14 protein-coding genes are annotated in these 14,831 nt (G+C 32.6%); 4 read left to right on the forward strand and 10 right to left on the reverse strand.

Going from position 1 to position 14,831, the window contains the following annotated elements:
* Positions 1-64 precede the first annotated feature (64 nt).
* Both JOOMADRAFT_RS06965 and JOOMADRAFT_RS06970 read right to left on the reverse strand, forming a co-directional pair.
* Positions 65-838 (reverse strand): M48 family metalloprotease, encoded by a 774-nt coding sequence (locus tag JOOMADRAFT_RS06965; RefSeq protein WP_008612213.1) that lies wholly within the window; start codon positions 836-838, stop codon positions 65-67.
* A gap of 87 nt (positions 839-925) precedes the next feature.
* Positions 926-1,642 carry a M15 family metallopeptidase gene (locus JOOMADRAFT_RS06970; protein WP_008612214.1) on the reverse strand — a complete coding sequence of 239 codons (717 nt, stop codon included), beginning with the start codon at positions 1,640-1,642 and terminating at the stop codon, positions 926-928.
* Positions 1,643-2,231: 589 nt separating this feature from the next.
* On the opposite strand from JOOMADRAFT_RS06970, the gene kynU reads away from it, so the two are divergent.
* Positions 2,232-3,506, forward strand: a complete 1,275-nt coding sequence (gene kynU, locus JOOMADRAFT_RS06975; protein WP_040879602.1) for a kynureninase — start codon at positions 2,232-2,234, stop codon at positions 3,504-3,506.
* Positions 3,507-3,703: 197 nt separating this feature from the next.
* Here kynU and JOOMADRAFT_RS06980 read toward each other — a convergent pair whose 3' ends face one another.
* The 6 genes from JOOMADRAFT_RS06980 to JOOMADRAFT_RS07005 all read right to left on the reverse strand — a co-directional run bounded on the left by JOOMADRAFT_RS06980 (position 3,704) and on the right by JOOMADRAFT_RS07005 (position 9,344).
* Positions 3,704-4,414, reverse strand: coding sequence for a pirin family protein (locus JOOMADRAFT_RS06980; RefSeq protein WP_008612216.1), 711 nt, complete (start codon positions 4,412-4,414; stop codon positions 3,704-3,706).
* A 1,156-nt stretch (positions 4,415-5,570) separates the two neighbouring features.
* Positions 5,571-6,239: a hypothetical protein gene (locus JOOMADRAFT_RS06985; protein WP_008612217.1), complete on the reverse strand. Its 669-nt coding sequence runs from the start codon at positions 6,237-6,239 to the stop codon at positions 5,571-5,573.
* A 93-nt stretch (positions 6,240-6,332) separates the two neighbouring features.
* Positions 6,333-6,908: a Crp/Fnr family transcriptional regulator gene (locus tag JOOMADRAFT_RS06990; protein WP_008612218.1), complete on the reverse strand. Its 576-nt coding sequence runs from the start codon at positions 6,906-6,908 to the stop codon at positions 6,333-6,335.
* 202 nt (positions 6,909-7,110) lie between these two features.
* Positions 7,111-7,269 carry a lmo0937 family membrane protein gene (locus JOOMADRAFT_RS20150; protein ID WP_008612219.1) on the reverse strand — a complete coding sequence of 53 codons (159 nt, stop codon included), beginning with the start codon at positions 7,267-7,269 and terminating at the stop codon, positions 7,111-7,113.
* 548 nt (positions 7,270-7,817) lie between these two features.
* Positions 7,818-8,063 carry a hypothetical protein gene (locus JOOMADRAFT_RS07000; protein WP_008612220.1) on the reverse strand — a complete coding sequence of 82 codons (246 nt, stop codon included), beginning with the start codon at positions 8,061-8,063 and terminating at the stop codon, positions 7,818-7,820.
* Between the two features lie 186 nt (positions 8,064-8,249).
* Positions 8,250-9,344 carry an alkene reductase gene (locus tag JOOMADRAFT_RS07005; RefSeq protein ID WP_008612221.1) on the reverse strand — a complete coding sequence of 365 codons (1,095 nt, stop codon included), beginning with the start codon at positions 9,342-9,344 and terminating at the stop codon, positions 8,250-8,252.
* 274 nt (positions 9,345-9,618) lie between these two features.
* On the opposite strand from JOOMADRAFT_RS07005, the gene JOOMADRAFT_RS07010 reads away from it, so the two are divergent.
* The 3 genes from JOOMADRAFT_RS07010 (at position 9,619) to JOOMADRAFT_RS07020 (ending at position 12,088) form a co-directional block, all read left to right on the forward strand.
* Complete coding sequence (locus JOOMADRAFT_RS07010; protein ID WP_008612222.1) at positions 9,619-10,962, forward strand: FAD-dependent oxidoreductase; 1,344 nt, start codon at positions 9,619-9,621, stop codon at positions 10,960-10,962.
* Positions 10,962-11,309 carry a hypothetical protein gene (locus JOOMADRAFT_RS07015; protein ID WP_008612223.1) on the forward strand — a complete coding sequence of 116 codons (348 nt, stop codon included), beginning with the start codon at positions 10,962-10,964 and terminating at the stop codon, positions 11,307-11,309. Before JOOMADRAFT_RS07010 ends, JOOMADRAFT_RS07015 begins: the two co-directional genes overlap by 1 nt.
* A 131-nt stretch (positions 11,310-11,440) precedes the next feature.
* Positions 11,441-12,088: an NAD(P)-dependent oxidoreductase gene (locus tag JOOMADRAFT_RS07020; RefSeq protein WP_008612225.1), complete on the forward strand. Its 648-nt coding sequence runs from the start codon at positions 11,441-11,443 to the stop codon at positions 12,086-12,088.
* A 2-nt stretch (positions 12,089-12,090) separates the two neighbouring features.
* On the opposite strand, the gene JOOMADRAFT_RS07025 is transcribed toward JOOMADRAFT_RS07020, so the two are convergent.
* Both JOOMADRAFT_RS07025 and JOOMADRAFT_RS07030 read right to left on the reverse strand, forming a co-directional pair.
* On the reverse strand, positions 12,091-13,929 hold the full coding sequence (locus tag JOOMADRAFT_RS07025; protein ID WP_008612226.1) for an ABC transporter ATP-binding protein: 1,839 nt from the start codon (positions 13,927-13,929) through the stop codon (positions 12,091-12,093).
* A gap of 120 nt (positions 13,930-14,049) precedes the next feature.
* Positions 14,050-14,829: a zinc ribbon domain-containing protein gene (locus tag JOOMADRAFT_RS07030; protein ID WP_008612227.1), complete on the reverse strand. Its 780-nt coding sequence runs from the start codon at positions 14,827-14,829 to the stop codon at positions 14,050-14,052.
* Between the last annotated feature and the right edge of the window lie 2 nt (positions 14,830-14,831).

Raw genomic sequence — 14,831 nt, forward strand, 5'->3', positions numbered from 1 at the left:
ACAAGAAAAAAAGTGTTAAAGTGAAGAAACGATAAGAAACCGTATTTTTAGTTAAAACGCAAGTTTATAGCGTTTTATACATGTCTATAGCTTCTTGTATTTTCTGAATTCTATTTTCTGGGTCTGGATGTGTGCTTTGAAATTCAGGAACATTATTTGGTCCGGCTGCGCTTTTTAGAATCTCCATAACTCCAATCATTTCTTCAGGTTTATAACCTGCTTGAATCATAAATTTCACGCCTAAGTTGTCGCTCTCCAATTCATCATCACGTCCGTATTTCATGTTTACTACATTGGCAATAACAGCCGCCATTTGTGTGGCCGACTGACTCTCACTTCCTACAGCAACACCGCTTAAGATTCCTTGTGTAAGCCCTTGTTTAGAAATTCTATCCGCAGAATGTCGTCCTACAACATGTCCAATTTCATGTCCTAAAACTCCTGCAAGCTGATCCTCATTTTCCAATTGAGAAAACAAAGCATAGGTAATAAATACCTGTCCGCCTGGAAGCGCAAAGGCATTAATAGTATTTGGATCGGCTAATAAATGAAAATCAAATTGATACGGACTTTCGGAAGCAACACTATTAGTTACTAATTTTTCCCCAACAGCATCTACCATTGCTTGGTATTTGTTGTCTGGATACAGCCCACCATGTTGTTGTGCCATTTGTGGGGCACTTTGCAAACCAATAGCAATTTCCTCTTCTGGAGTAAGAGAGATATGTTGATCTTTCCCCGTATATGGGTTTTTATCCGAAGAAGCACAATACTTTATTATTGCAAATAATGCAATTGCAAGCCCTATAAAAAGTTTAATTCTACTTTTTCCACGCATGATTTTAATGATAAGTATAGAAGATAGCGATTAAAATTACGAAAAAAAGTCACTTCTAAATAAGTTTTTAAGCGTATTATTAGGATATTATTTTAACGCAGGATTAATGTCCATTACGTTGTTTTTAAGATAGTTATTCATAAAACTTTCCGATAAATACTCACTGCCCAATAAGTTATCCGATTTTAAAATGGCAATAATATCTAAATTTTGATACGCCTCAAGCATCGGTTTAGAAATTGCTTTGTAACTATAATGCCAAGGCTCATATTTAAAACCTTTTCTATTTGGATTGTCTGTATAAACTATATAAAATCCGTAGGTATTTGCATTTTTATCGAGCCATTCTTTCAACTTACAAAAAGGACCAATACCATGGAATTTATCAGGATCCAAAACATCTCCATTTACTTTTTTATTACCGTCTATAATATCAATATCCGTTCCCCAATGATGTCTCGAAGTTCCAGGAATTGTAGAATATTCAATAATTTTACTAATCGCATTCTCAGGAGTTAATCCGCTGTTAATATTACTTTTATATTTGCGTTCATAGATTGCTTTTTGGCGTGCAAAATTTCGGTATCCCGACACAACTCTTAGGTTAATTCCGTCTTTTTGAGCAGCAGTTTTCATTTTTAAAAAAGCATCGTAGGCCTCTTTCTGTAAGCCAATTCCATCTCCAAATAATACTGGATTTCCTTTACCTATTAATAGTTCTTCGCTGTATTTTTCTTGAGCATTTCCTTTGGTAAATAGTAATAAACTAATTAATAGGATATTTAAAATGGAGTTGTTTTTCATTATAAAAATAGTTTTTTGGAGCACTTTTTAATGCCTTATTTATTATTGTTGTTTCCTGCTTTCGCCACTACACGGTAGTTGGCTCAATCAGGGCTAGGAAGTTTCGCTTGGGTTACTTTTGTAAAGATACTAAACCAATTGTGTCCTATTTATTGATGTTGTTCATTTTTTTTATCAATAAAAAATTATTGTTGTGCTATAAAAGTTTACGGAATTTATTGGGCTCCATTTATATCAAGGTTCAAATTGGGTTTTCAAAATAGTCTTCTTGCTATTAATGAGAATGAATAAAAAAGGATTTTAGTAATGTTTTTTCTTATAGAGAAACGGTCTTGTATTTTTACTCGGACATTAATCCCTCATAGAGGGTCTAATTCCCCAGAGCCTGCGCTGAGTTTACCGAAGGTCTCTGCGTTGAAATGAATTAAATTTGTTTCCTTTGAATACCTTGTGGGCTTGCCCCGAGGTAGTTGATTGATAAAAAAATGAACAACATTATTTAGGGTAGAATTAATACAAAACCTAGTTGTGTTCTTTTAAACTTCGTCCTTCCAAATTAAGTCGTTATTTTTGCGAAAACCTCAAGATTATGCAATTTAAAAATACAGCTGAGTTTGCAAAAAAATTGGATGCACAAGATAAATTGGCTTCTTATAAAGACGAATTTATTTTTCCAGTAATTAACGAAAAGGAAGTAATTTATTTTACAGGAAACTCTTTAGGACTTCAGCCAAAAAGAAGTCAGAAATACGTAAACGAAATTATGAACGATTGGGGCGGACTCGCTGTAGAAGGTCATTTTAAAGCAGAAAAACCTTGGTGGGATTATCATGAACGTTTGGCTGCTCCTCTAGCAAAAGTAGTAGGTGCAAAACCAGAAGAAGTAACCGTAATGAATACCCTAACGGTAAATCTTCATTTATTAATGGTTTCTTTTTACAGACCTTCAGCAAAGAGATTTAAAATAATATGTGAAGAAAAAGCCTTTCCATCAGATCAATATATGTTGGCTAGTCAAGTGCGTTTTCATGGTTTTAATCCAGAAGAGGCTATTGTAGAAGTAAAAAAGAGAGACGGAGAAAACCATTGGCATCTTGAAGATATTTTAAAAACAATAGAAGAAGTAGGAGATGAACTTGCGTTAGTGTTAATTGGTGGGGTTAATTATTACAACGGGCAAGTTTTTGACATTAGAACTATTACCGAAGCAGGACAAAAGCAAGGTGCATTTGTAGGTTGGGATTTGGCACATGCAGCAGGAAATATAAAGTTACAATTACATAATTGGGGAGTGGATTTTGCTGCTTGGTGCAGTTATAAATATATGAATAGTGGGCCAGGGAATGCATCTGGAATTTTTGTGAATGAAAAATATTTAGATAGAAAAGACATTCCTCGTTTTGAAGGTTGGTGGGGAACAAAAAAGGAAACACGTTTTTTAATGGAGCCAGAGTTTGAGCCTATGCCAAACGCAGAAGCATGGCAAATTAGTAATGCACCAGTATTAAGTATGGCGCCTTATTTGGCATCACTTTCTTTATTTGATGAGGTAAATATGGATTTGCTTATAGAGAAAAGTAAGTTGCTAACTGCATATTTAGAATTTGTTTTGCATGAAATTGATGTTGAACTTGGAGAAACTACCATTTTTGAAATTATAACTCCTAAAGATCGCGGGTGTCAATTATCGGTGTTTTTACATGGACAAGGGAAGGCGCTCTTTGATTATTTAATGAAAAATGGAGTGATAACCGATTGGAGAGAACCAAATGTAATTAGATTAGCACCAACTCCTTTTTATAATTCGTTTGAAGAAATGTATCGTTTCGGACAAATATTAAAACAAGGGATTTTAGAGAATTAAAAATAAATTTATCTATATAAAAAGAGGTCTAAAAAGCATCTAAACTCTAAATGTCATCCAGCTTGTCGAAGGATTTTTTTTGAGTGTTAGTTGTTTAAACTTCGACAAGCTCAGTTTTACAGCTTCAAGCTTAGTTTTACAACTAAGAATTGCTTTTTAGACCTCTTCTGTTTTGAAGTACTTTTTTTGATAATAGCTTAAGACATTGGAATCTCCATTAAAAGCAATTTTGCATCTGTATTAGCAACAATAGTTAATAATTCTACTTCTTGGATTCCTAAAGCATCTCGTCGGTTTAATTTTTCTTCATTTATAGAAACATCCCCTTCTAGAATAAAAGCATAAACCCCGTTTTTAGGATTGTGTAATTTGTACTCCAATTCTTTTTCAGCATCCATTTCTGTTATATTAAACCAAGCATCTTGGTTTATAGTTACCCCAGCATCATCACTATTAGGAGAAACTATTTGCTGAAATTTATTTTTTCTATCTTCTAGTTTTAAACTTATTTGATCGTAAAAAGGCGTTACATTTCTTTTTTTAGGCATTAACCAAATTTGTAGAAGCTTTACTTCTTTATCACGATTTTTATTATACTCACTATGCACAACTCCAGTTCCAGCCGACATAGATTGTACGTCTCCTTCTCGAATTACTTCTTTATTCCCCATACTATCTTCATGCTCTAAGTCGCCATAAAGAGGAATAGTTATAATCTCCATATTATCGTGAGGGTGTTTACCAAAGCCCATTCCCGGTGCAATAGTATCATCGTTTAAAACACGTAAAACTCCAAAATTCATACGTTGAGGATCAAAGTAATTAGCAAAACTAAAGCTATGGTAAGCATTTAACCAACCATGATTTGCGTGTCCTCTAGTGTTGGCTTTATAAAGTGTAGTTTTCATCTCTTTTTAATTATATTTATATGTTTGGTTAGACGTTAATAAGCGACTTTTCTTACAAGTAGAATATTGTTAGTAAAGTCGCTTATTAGTGTTTAAATTCAATATTAAATGAATTTATTACAATTAATTTCAAGTAATAAAAATGCCTCGCACCCGCTTGGGTGTTTGCTTCTCTAAATACTGAAAAAACATTAGTGAATCCGTGGCAACAATTTTCAGTTTCTGTAGTTTTGGACACCGATACATGGATGGTATTTGTAGCTTCTTAACTCTAAATACTAAGTACTATGTGCTGAAAAATATTAGTGAATTCGTGGCAACAATTTTCAGTTTCTATAGTTTTGAACACCGATACACGGATGGTATTTGTAGCTTCTTAATTCTAAATACTAAGTACTATGTACTGAAAGATATTAGTGAATCCGTGGCAACAATTTTCAGTTTCTATAGTTTTGGACACCGATACACGGATGGTATTTGTAGCTTCTTAACTCTAAATACTAAGTACTATGTGCTGAAAAATATTAGTGAATCCGTGACAACAATTTTCAGTTTCTATAGTTTTGGACACCGATACACGGATGGTATTTGTAGCTTCTTAACTCTAAATACTAAGTACTATGTGCTGAAAAATATTAGTGAATCCGTGGCAACAATTTTCAGTTTCTATAGTTTTGGACACTGATACACGGATGGTATTTGTAGCTTCTTAACCCTAAGTACTATGTACTGAAAAATATTAGTGAATTCGTGGCAACAATTTTCAGTTTCTATAGTTTTGGACACTGATACACGGATGGTATTTGTAGCTTCTTAACTCTAAGTACTATGTACTGAAAAATATTAGTGAATTCGTGGCAACAATTTTCAGTTTCTATAGTTTTGGACACTGATACACGGAATGGTATTTGTAGCTTCTTAACTCTAAGTACTATCTGTGTACTGAAAAACATTAGTGAATTCGTGGCAACAATTTTCAGTTTCTATAGTTTTGGACACTGATACACGGAATGGTATTTGTAGCTTCTTAACTCTAATTACTATCTGTGTACTGAAAAACATTAGTGAATTCGTGGCAAACAAAAAAACTCTTAATACTAAGTACTATATACTAATATTTATTAATTCGGGGCAAACTGAATTTTATTACTCGGGTTTAGTTTTTAGCAACTTTTACTTCAATATTTGTAAAATATAGTTTAAAAACACCATTTTCATTTTGATGCATGGTGGCAATTTTTATCCCATTAAAATCTTTATAATCTTCCCAAGTAGTCATCATACATTTTGAGGTGCTATTATCCTCACGATATACCCATTCTTTTACTTCGTTATTCTTATCTACATAAAAATCGTAGGCATCTCCGGGAGTATATCCTCCTTGATTGGTGTAAGTAATTGTAGTTTTTTGTAAGGAATCTTTACTAATAGGAGCTATTTCCATTATAGGTTCTTCATAATCAATCCCATCATCCCAAACTAGTTTGAAAGGAGCGAGTAACCAATAAACATCGTTAATAAAATTTTTATCGGCTGCTAGTTCAGCATCACTTAAAATCTGACTCCTTTTAAAAGTTAAAGCTTCCCCGTTTTTTATAAGAGTTATTTCATCCGTTTTCGGTTTCCATTCCCAGCTTCTTTCAAAATGGGCGGTATCTCTATCTACATTAAATGTAAATTTTATTTCTTCAACATTCTTCCAGTTTTCAAAGCCATTGGCATAAGCTATTTTTTCTAAAGGATTTAAAGTTTTTGGATTGACTTCTTTTTTCTTACAGCTTAATGCAAGAACTAAAATAGAGAAGAGTAGGAGTATTTGTTTCATAGGGGTTTCAATTTTTATATAAAAATAGGCATTTTTTTTAATCCATTATAGCGTATTTAACTCTTGGATGTTCTGCACTAAAATCATTTAAAGCTATTTTGCTAAATTTCTTCTTAACCTACTCAAACTTTCTGGTTTAATTCCTAAATAGTTTGCAATAAGGTAATTTGGAACTCTTTGTTCAATATTTGGGTAACTTTTTAAAAAATCAAGATACCGTTCTGCACTATTTTTATCTAAAGCTCCAAGGATTCGATCTTGCATTGATAAAAAGGCATTAGTGAGTTTAATTCTAAAAAAACGATTAAACTTTGGCACTTGTACAAATAGTTCTTCTAAATCCGACTTAGTTATTTTTAAAAGCTTGGTGTCTTCAATACATTCTATATAAAGACTAGATTTTTCTTGCCTGTAAAAAGCTTTGAAATCGCTTATCCACCAATCTTCTATAGCAAATTGTATAATGTGTTCTTGACCTTGTTCATCAAGTTCATAAGCTTTTAAACAACCTTCAACTACAAAGTATTGTGCATCTACTGCTTCATTTGCCTCAATTAGATTTTCTTTTTTATTGAGAGACAACGGTGTTAACAAACTGAAAAAAAATGATTTTTCTTCAGCAGTTAAGTTTATATATTCTGATACGTGTTTGTAAATAGATGCTTGCATAAACACAAAAATAGGAGATAACCGTGCAAAATATATTAAAAAGGGAAAAAAGATTAGTAAGAAAATATCTATAAATAAAAAGCCTCTCGATATAAAAACGAGAGGCTTTTTCCCTAAACTAATACCTACTACTATGTAATGATTACTTTATATACGGAGCAAATTTGAGTTTGGATCTTTTAAAAGTAATTTTTTTTATTTTTTATGGTCTTCTTCCAGTTGCAAGTCGGTAAAGTATACCTATAATAGCCAATACCAGCAAGATATGGATTAAACTTCCAACAGCTTCTCCAAAGCCAAAATAGCCAACTAACCATCCAATAATTAAAATAACAACGATTAACCAAATAATATCTCTCATAATTTTTATTTTTTTATTTCACTAATTTCTTACAAATTAGCAAAGGTTGATTTGTAGGTTTAAGTTAATCAAATGATTGCTTCTTGTAAGACGAATTAACATTGTTTAACGCGTAATTTACTGTTATTAAGTTTTTTATAGGGTTTTGTAAAAAGAAAAACCCCTGCTTTAGGCAAGGGTTCATTGAAATATATATAGACGCTTAAAGCGGTATTTTAAATCCTTTATTGAGGGTTTTATTCCCCAAAGCCTGTCCAGAGTTTACCGAAGGGCTCAACGTCGAAATGGGTTAAATTATTTTTTCTTTAAATACCTCGTAGGCTTGCCTCGAGATAGCTGATTTCAACTCATCATATATACGCCCATAAAAACAGTATAGATTTTTTGTTGCTGTTAAAAAAAAGCAAAAAAAAAGTAGAAGTTTTAACTCCTACTTTTTAATAAGTTGCAAATAAAATTACTCGATAATCGAGATTTAAACCTCGTAAACTATTTAAAATGTCTTATTTCTTTTCTTCTAATAACATTTCATAGTACTTCGAAGTAGTTTATTCATCGGGTGTAAGCTTGTTAACCCGTTCTTGGTACTCATTCATAGCTTCTCTAACCATGTCTACATTGTCGGAAGCTCTTTGATGTGCATCTTCCATTACTTTTTCAAGTTTTGGATCTGGATGCTGAAATAAATCTGTTATTACATGATTAATTTTATCAATGCTACTTTCTTGGGTGTTTTTAATATCTTCCAATTTTGAAAGTATTTTTCGCATTCTCTCCAATTTATTTTCACTCATAATTTAATGTTTTAAACTACTATAAGATACGGATTATTTTTAAAACATTAATTATCAGTTTATTTTAATTCCTCATTGAGGGTTTAATTCCCAGAGCCTGTCCAGAGTTTACCGAAGGGCTCTGCATCGAAATGGATTTAATTTGTTTCTTTTGAATACCTCGTAGGCTTGCCTCGAGGTAGTTGATTATTTATAAGTTGGATAATCTGTATAACCTTTTGCTCCTGGAGTGTAAAAAGTATCTTGATCCCAATCTGCAATTGGAGCGTTTAAAGCAAAACGTTCTGGTAAATCTGGATTTGATATAAATGGTTTTCCATAGGCAACTAAATCTGCATTTCCTTCTTCTAATACTTTATTCCCTCGCTCTTGATTAAAGTTAGTATTAATCATTAACGTTCCGTTGTATAATGGACGGTAATGTTTAGCAATTTCAGAAACTAAAAAAGGAATTTCAGAAACATCGGTAAAGGGTTCCGATAAATGTAAATAAGCCAAATTGTAATCATTCAACTTCTCTACAATATAGTCAAAAGTTGGAATGGTTTCTTCATCTGCAGTCATTCCAAAGACTCCATTTAAGGATGGATTTAATCGTATTCCTATTCTATTTTCTGGGAAAACCGTCTTTATTTCTTCTAAAACTTCAAAAAAGAATCTTGTTTTATTTACTATGTTTCCACCATAGTCATCAGTTCTTTTATTAGAACTGTTATTAAAAAACTGATGGAATAAATAGCCATTTGACGAATGAATCTCCACCCCATCAAAACCTGCTTCTTTAGCATTTATAGCTGCTTGTTTGAAATCGGCAATTGTTTTTTCAATATCTTCTTGCGTCATTTCTTTTGGAGCAACGGTATCTTTAAATCCTTCTGGAGTATACACTTTATCATTTGGATTTACAGCGCTTGGCGCTAAAGGAAGCGCTCCATTATGAAAATAAGGATGAGACATCCTACCTACATGCCATAGCTGGGCATATATTTTTCCGTCTTTATTATGAACTGCTTTTGTAACTTTTTTCCAACCTTCTACTTGTGCTTTTGAGTGGATGCCAGGCGTATTTATATAACCAACAGCTTCTTTAGATACTTGAGTTCCTTCAGAAATTATTAATCCTGCGCTTGCTCTTTGCTCATAATAGGTAGCCATTAAATCTGTTGGAGCATTTTCAGAGTTGTCTGCCCTGGAGCGCGTCATTGGCGCCATTATAATTTTATTTTTTAAAGTAAAAGCTCCTAAATTATAACTTTCTAATAAAGGCTGATTTGTTTTCATAGGTTTATATTTTTTTATTTTTATAATTGAAATTTGAATCCCTCATTGAGAGTTTTATTCCCTAGAGCCTGTCCTGAGTTTACCGAAGGGCTCTACGTCGAATTGTCTTTTATTTCTTCTAATTAATACTTCATAAGCTTATTATGAGGTAACTAATTTCAAATATAAGTACAGATAGCACTTGTTGTTATTGACATAGGTTAATAAAACGGTATAATTTGTTAACTTTGTGAAGAATCCCGCATAAGCGGGACTTTTTATATTTTATATCCACATGCAAACGCCAAAAAAGATTGCGATTACCGGAAGCGGACTCGTAGGAAGTTTATTAGCTATTTATTTACAAAAAAAAGGACATCAGGTTGACGTGTTTGATAGACGACCAGATATTAGAACGATGGAGTTTTCTGGGAGGTCTATTAACTTGGCTATGTCTACGCGTGGATGGAAAGCGTTAGAAACCATAGGAATTGATGCTCCCATCAAAGAAATAGCTATTCCAATGGATAAAAGAGCAATTCATACGCCTAATAAACCAGTGTATTTTCAATATTATGGAAAAGAAGGCGAAGCTATTTATTCTATTTCTAGAGGGATATTAAATAAAAAAATGATTGATTTAGCTGAAGAGGCTGGTGTAAATTTTGTTTTTAATTCTAAAGTGTGGGATGTTTCTCTTTCCGACGCTATTATTTATACCGGAGAAACAGAAAAAGGGGAGTGGGAAGCACATCCATATGATATAGTTTTTGGAGCTGATGGTGCTTTTTCTAGAATCCGACATAAAATGCAACGGCGTAGTATGTTTAATTACAGTCAGCATTTTTTAAAAACAGGGTATAAAGAGTTGAGTATTCCTGCAAATCCAGATGGAACTCATAAATTAAATGATAATTCTCTTCATATCTGGCCCAGAGGCGAGTTTATGCTTATAGCGCTCCCCAATTTGGATGGAAGTTTTACGTGTACATTATTTATGCCAATTGAGGGAGAAATTTCTTTTGAAGGATTAGATACCGAAGAAAAGTTAGAAGCTTTTTTTATAAAGCATTTTGAAGATGCTGTGGATGTAATTCCAGATTTAATAAAAGATTTTTTTAAAAACCCAACAAGCTCTTTGGTAACTATTAAGTGTGAGCCTTGGAGTTATTGGGATAAAGTAGCCTTAATTGGAGATGCAGCTCATGCTATTGTACCGTTTTATGGACAAGGAATGAATGCTGGTTTTGAAGATATTACTGTTTTAAATGAACTTATTGAAAAGTATGGGGATGATTGGCATACTATTTTTAATGAATATGAAGCTTCTCGAAAACCCAATACTGATGCAATTGCAGAATTGAGTTATAGGAATTTTGTAGAAATGAGTTCTAAAACTGCTGATGAAAACTTCTTGTTGAGAAAGAAAATAGAAAAGCATTTTTCTGATAAGCATCCAGAAAAATGGATGCCTTTGTACAGTAGGGTTACTTTTTCTGAACATCCTTATTCTGAAGCGCTTCGTGTGGGAGATTTTCAGAAGGAAATTATGGATGAAATTATGAAAATGGAAAACATCAAAGAAAAATGGGATAGTGAAGAGATAGAGAATGCTATCTTAGAAAAATTATCAAAATAATGAGTCTTATAAACTACAACAATAGGGTTTTTAAAGCCATTTCAAATTCTGAAAACGGACAAACATCCAAAGAAACTATTTTTTATTACAAACAAGAAGGAAATATTCTAACAGCTACATATAGTGGAGGAGTAATTTTAAAAGGGCATTTAATTGGTCTCGTAAATGAAGCTGGAGTGATAGATATGCGTTATCATCAAATTGATATCAATGGAGATATAAAAACTGGTAAATGTATCTCAACACCAGAGGTTTTAGAAAATGGACGTATAAAGCTTCATGAAAGTTGGGAATGGACTTCTGATGATTTTTCTAAAGGAACATCTGTAATTGAGGAGGTAATTTAAGGATTTTAAAACCGTTAAATTCTATTTAATTAGCCTTGAAAACTCTAATATTTTCAATACATTTAATAAGAGATATTAATTATTTAAGAATAATAGAAATTAACGTATCTTGATATTTTAATTTTAAAACTATGGAAATTCTCGTAATTGGTGCTACAGGAAGAACAGGTCGGCATATTGTAAAGTTGGCAGTTAATGAAGGGCATCGTGTAACTGTTTTTGTTCGTTCTCCAGAAAAACTGGATAGACCTCAAACAGGAGTGAAAGTAGTTCATGGAGATGCTCTAGATGAGGTTGCTATAAAAAACCTTATTTGTAATAATAATTTTGAGGCAGTGGTTATAGCTGTTGGAGCGGATAGTCTCAAGTGCTCGTCGGTACGTACTGAAAGTACTAAAAATATAATAGCAGCTTTAGAGGCTCGAAATAGTAAAGCCCGTGTGTGGATAATGAGTTCTGCGGGGGTTAACGAGAGTATAGATCAATTAGGTTTTCTAAGTAAAGCGTTTGCAAAAACAATATTGAAAGGGCATATTTTAGACCATTCTAATCAGGAAAAATTAGTGAGAGGAAGTGCCTTACCTTATACAATAATTAGACCTATGGGGCTGAAAGATGAAACTTTTGAAACCCCTAATTATATTGTTTTAGAGAAAGGAAGAGTTCCTACAAATCATATTTCTAGACTTGATGTTGCTCATTTTATTATTGATAATATAAATAATCCAGCATATTTAGGAAAAGCAGTTACTCTCTGTGATGCTCCAGAAAAAGTATAGTCTTATTGATATCCTGAAGCTTGTAATGAGAAAAGCTCGGCGTATAAACTCTCGTTATTCATTAAAGCTTCATGTGTTCCAATTTCATGAACCTTCCCATCTTTCAAAACTAAAATAGTATCTGCCATTCTTACGGTACTAAATCGGTGGGAGATAATAATGCTTGTTTTTCCTTTTGTGAGTCCTATAAAGCGTTCAAATACATCAAACTCTGCTTTTGCATCGAGGGCAGAGGTAGGTTCGTCTAAAATTAAAACATCGGCGTCTTTCATATAAGCTCTAGCGAGTGCTATTTTTTGCCATTGTCCACCAGATAATTCTTGCCCTTTATTAAATCGTTTTCCTAATTGCTGATTGTATCCTTTTTTGAGTTCACTAACTACCTCCGAAGCTAAGCTTTGTACCGCAGCTTTTTCTATACGGTCTTGATTTTCAATTTCATCAATTTTCCCTACTGCAATATTTTCTTTAACGGTAAATTCATACTTAAAGAAATCTTGAAATATTACTCCAAATATTTTTTGATACTCGTCTTTATTAAATCTTTTTATGTCAATACCATCTAAATAAATTGTTCCAGATGTTGGCTCATAAAAGCGTAAAAATAATTTTATTAAAGTAGTTTTTCCCGCTCCATTTTGTCCCACAAAAGCCATTTTTTCACCTGCCTTTAGTTTAAATGAAATTCCTTTTAAAACATATTCTTTATTTCCAGGGTATTTAAAGCTTACATCTTCTAAAACAAAACCTTCTTTAATAGTGGAAGGAATCGGAATTTCATTAGAAGTATCTTCTTTTACTTCTATATCGATAAAATCAAAATAGTCTTTTAAGTATAAAGCACTTTGAGAAATTCTGGTAAAGCGAGTGAAAAATCCTTGTAAGTTATTTCGTAATCTATTAAAAGATCCACTTAAAAAAGTAAGTTCTCCAATAGATATATTTCCAGTTAAAACCCTATAAATAATAAGAATGTATGCAGAATAGTAGGAGAGAACCCCTAATAGATTAAATAGTGCTCCATAGGTACTTCTTTTAACAGCCAACTTCTTATTAAGCTCGTAATACTCGTCGGATAAAACTTTAAATCTGTTGGCTACATAGTCTGTTAAACCAAAAAGCTTGATTTCTTTTGCAGTTTTGTCATTAGCTCCTACAAAACGTAAATAATCTAATTCTCGGCGTTCGGAAGTCCAACTTCTAGCCAGGGAATAGCTTTGAGAGCTAAATTTTATTTCATTAATAAAAGAAGGGATAATACTCAAAATAAGAATGGCAATAAGAATAGGCTCAAAATAAATAAGTCCCGCAATTAAAGAAATCATACTAATAACACTTTGTACTTGTGTTAGTATGTTGGACATGAGGTTAACGCGACTTGTAGTTTGGGTGCGGGCACGCTCCAGTTTGTCATAAAAATCGGGATCTTCAAGCTGACTAATGCCTATTTCGTTGGTTTTTTTGATAATGGTTACCGAAGACTTATTGGCATATAAATCGCCTAACAAACTATCTGTTAAAGTTATTAGCCTGCTTATTAAATCGGATATTAAAGCCACAAATAATTCTAAAGCAACATATTTCCATAGGAGCGAATAGTCTTTTTCTGGCGTATTTATTTGTAAGATAATCTCATCAATGATAAGTTTTCCCACCCAAAGTAAAATAACAGGAGCAAAGGCATTAAGGAGTCTTGCAAATGTATTTATGGAATACATAACCCTACTTGTTTTCCATATTTCTGATGAAAAACGAGGAATGTACTTAAAAGCATTAAAAGAATCTCTAATGGAGGTTTTTTCCTTTTTTTTATCTTTTAAAGATTCTAGTTTTCTAGGCAATTTTAAATTGTTTAAATATTATGAAATCTACTAAAGAGATAGTTAGTTTAAATATACAAAAGTTGAAGGATAAAAAAAGCCTCGCAAATTTGCGAGGCTTAAATTATATATCTTAGTGTTTTAAATAGAAGCAAAAAGATCTTCCATTTTTTGTTTTTCTTCTTCGGCAAGTGTTGGGTCTACCAAAATTCTACCACTGTGCTCATCTGTAATAATTTTTTTACGAGATGCAATTTCCATTTGTACTTGTGGTGGAATTGTAAAGAAAGAACCTCCAGAAGCACCACGTTCAATAGCTACAACAGCTAACCCGTTTTTAACACTTCCACGGATTCTTTTGTAAGCAGAAAGTAGTCTTTCTTCAATAAGGTCTTCATAAGAGAGACTCTTATCCATTAAAGTTTTTTCTTCTTTTTCAGTTTCCTTCAAGATATCATCAAGCTCTCCTTTTTTGTGCTTTAAGTGACTTTCTCTTTCAGATAAACGCTCTTTAGATTGATTAATCACCTCTTTTTTCTGCTCAATTTGAGCTTTGAATTCTTTGATGTGTTTTTCAGCCAATTCAATTTCTAATTCCTGAAATTCAATTTCTTTAGATAAAGAGTTGAACTCTCTATTATTACGAACATTCTTTTGTTGCTCGGTATATTTTTTAATAGAAGATTTAGACTCCTCAATAAGGTTTTTCTTATTGGCAATCTCTTGAGTGATTTCTTCAAGATTCCCGTTGAGTTTATCTAAACGTGTTCTTAAACCTTCTACTTCATCCTCTAAATCTTCAACCTCTAAAGGTAATTCACCACGAACATTTCTTATTTCATCGATTCTAGAATCGATAAGTTGCAAATCGTATAAGGTTCTTAACTTTTCTTCTACTGTTGCTTCTATTTTCTTTGCCATAT

This window comes from Galbibacter orientalis DSM 19592 (genome assembly GCF_000260115.1).
GTDB lineage: Bacteria > Bacteroidota > Bacteroidia > Flavobacteriales > Flavobacteriaceae > Galbibacter > Galbibacter orientalis.

What these genes read in the sequence shown, in the direction of transcription:
- JOOMADRAFT_RS07010 (WP_008612222.1), top strand. Translation starts at nt 9,619, where the DNA reads ATGCAAACGCCAAAAAAGATTGCGATTACCGGAAGCGGACTCGTAGGA.
- JOOMADRAFT_RS20150 (WP_008612219.1), bottom strand. Translation starts at nt 7,269, where the DNA reads ATGAGAGATATTATTTGGTTAATCGTTGTTATTTTAATTATTGGATGG.
- JOOMADRAFT_RS07015 (WP_008612223.1), top strand. Translation starts at nt 10,962, where the DNA reads ATGAGTCTTATAAACTACAACAATAGGGTTTTTAAAGCCATTTCAAAT.
- JOOMADRAFT_RS06990 (WP_008612218.1), bottom strand. Translation starts at nt 6,908, where the DNA reads ATGCAAGCATCTATTTACAAACACGTATCAGAATATATAAACTTAACT.
- JOOMADRAFT_RS06985 (WP_008612217.1), bottom strand. Translation starts at nt 6,239, where the DNA reads ATGAAACAAATACTCCTACTCTTCTCTATTTTAGTTCTTGCATTAAGC.
- JOOMADRAFT_RS07030 (WP_008612227.1), bottom strand. Translation starts at nt 14,829, where the DNA reads ATGGCAAAGAAAATAGAAGCAACAGTAGAAGAAAAGTTAAGAACCTTA.
- JOOMADRAFT_RS07005 (WP_008612221.1), bottom strand. Translation starts at nt 9,344, where the DNA reads ATGAAAACAAATCAGCCTTTATTAGAAAGTTATAATTTAGGAGCTTTT.
- JOOMADRAFT_RS06965 (WP_008612213.1), bottom strand. Translation starts at nt 838, where the DNA reads ATGCGTGGAAAAAGTAGAATTAAACTTTTTATAGGGCTTGCAATTGCA.
- kynU (WP_040879602.1), top strand. Translation starts at nt 2,232, where the DNA reads ATGCAATTTAAAAATACAGCTGAGTTTGCAAAAAAATTGGATGCACAA.
- JOOMADRAFT_RS06980 (WP_008612216.1), bottom strand. Translation starts at nt 4,414, where the DNA reads ATGAAAACTACACTTTATAAAGCCAACACTAGAGGACACGCAAATCAT.
- JOOMADRAFT_RS06970 (WP_008612214.1), bottom strand. Translation starts at nt 1,642, where the DNA reads ATGAAAAACAACTCCATTTTAAATATCCTATTAATTAGTTTATTACTA.
- JOOMADRAFT_RS07020 (WP_008612225.1), top strand. Translation starts at nt 11,441, where the DNA reads ATGGAAATTCTCGTAATTGGTGCTACAGGAAGAACAGGTCGGCATATT.
- JOOMADRAFT_RS07000 (WP_008612220.1), bottom strand. Translation starts at nt 8,063, where the DNA reads ATGAGTGAAAATAAATTGGAGAGAATGCGAAAAATACTTTCAAAATTG.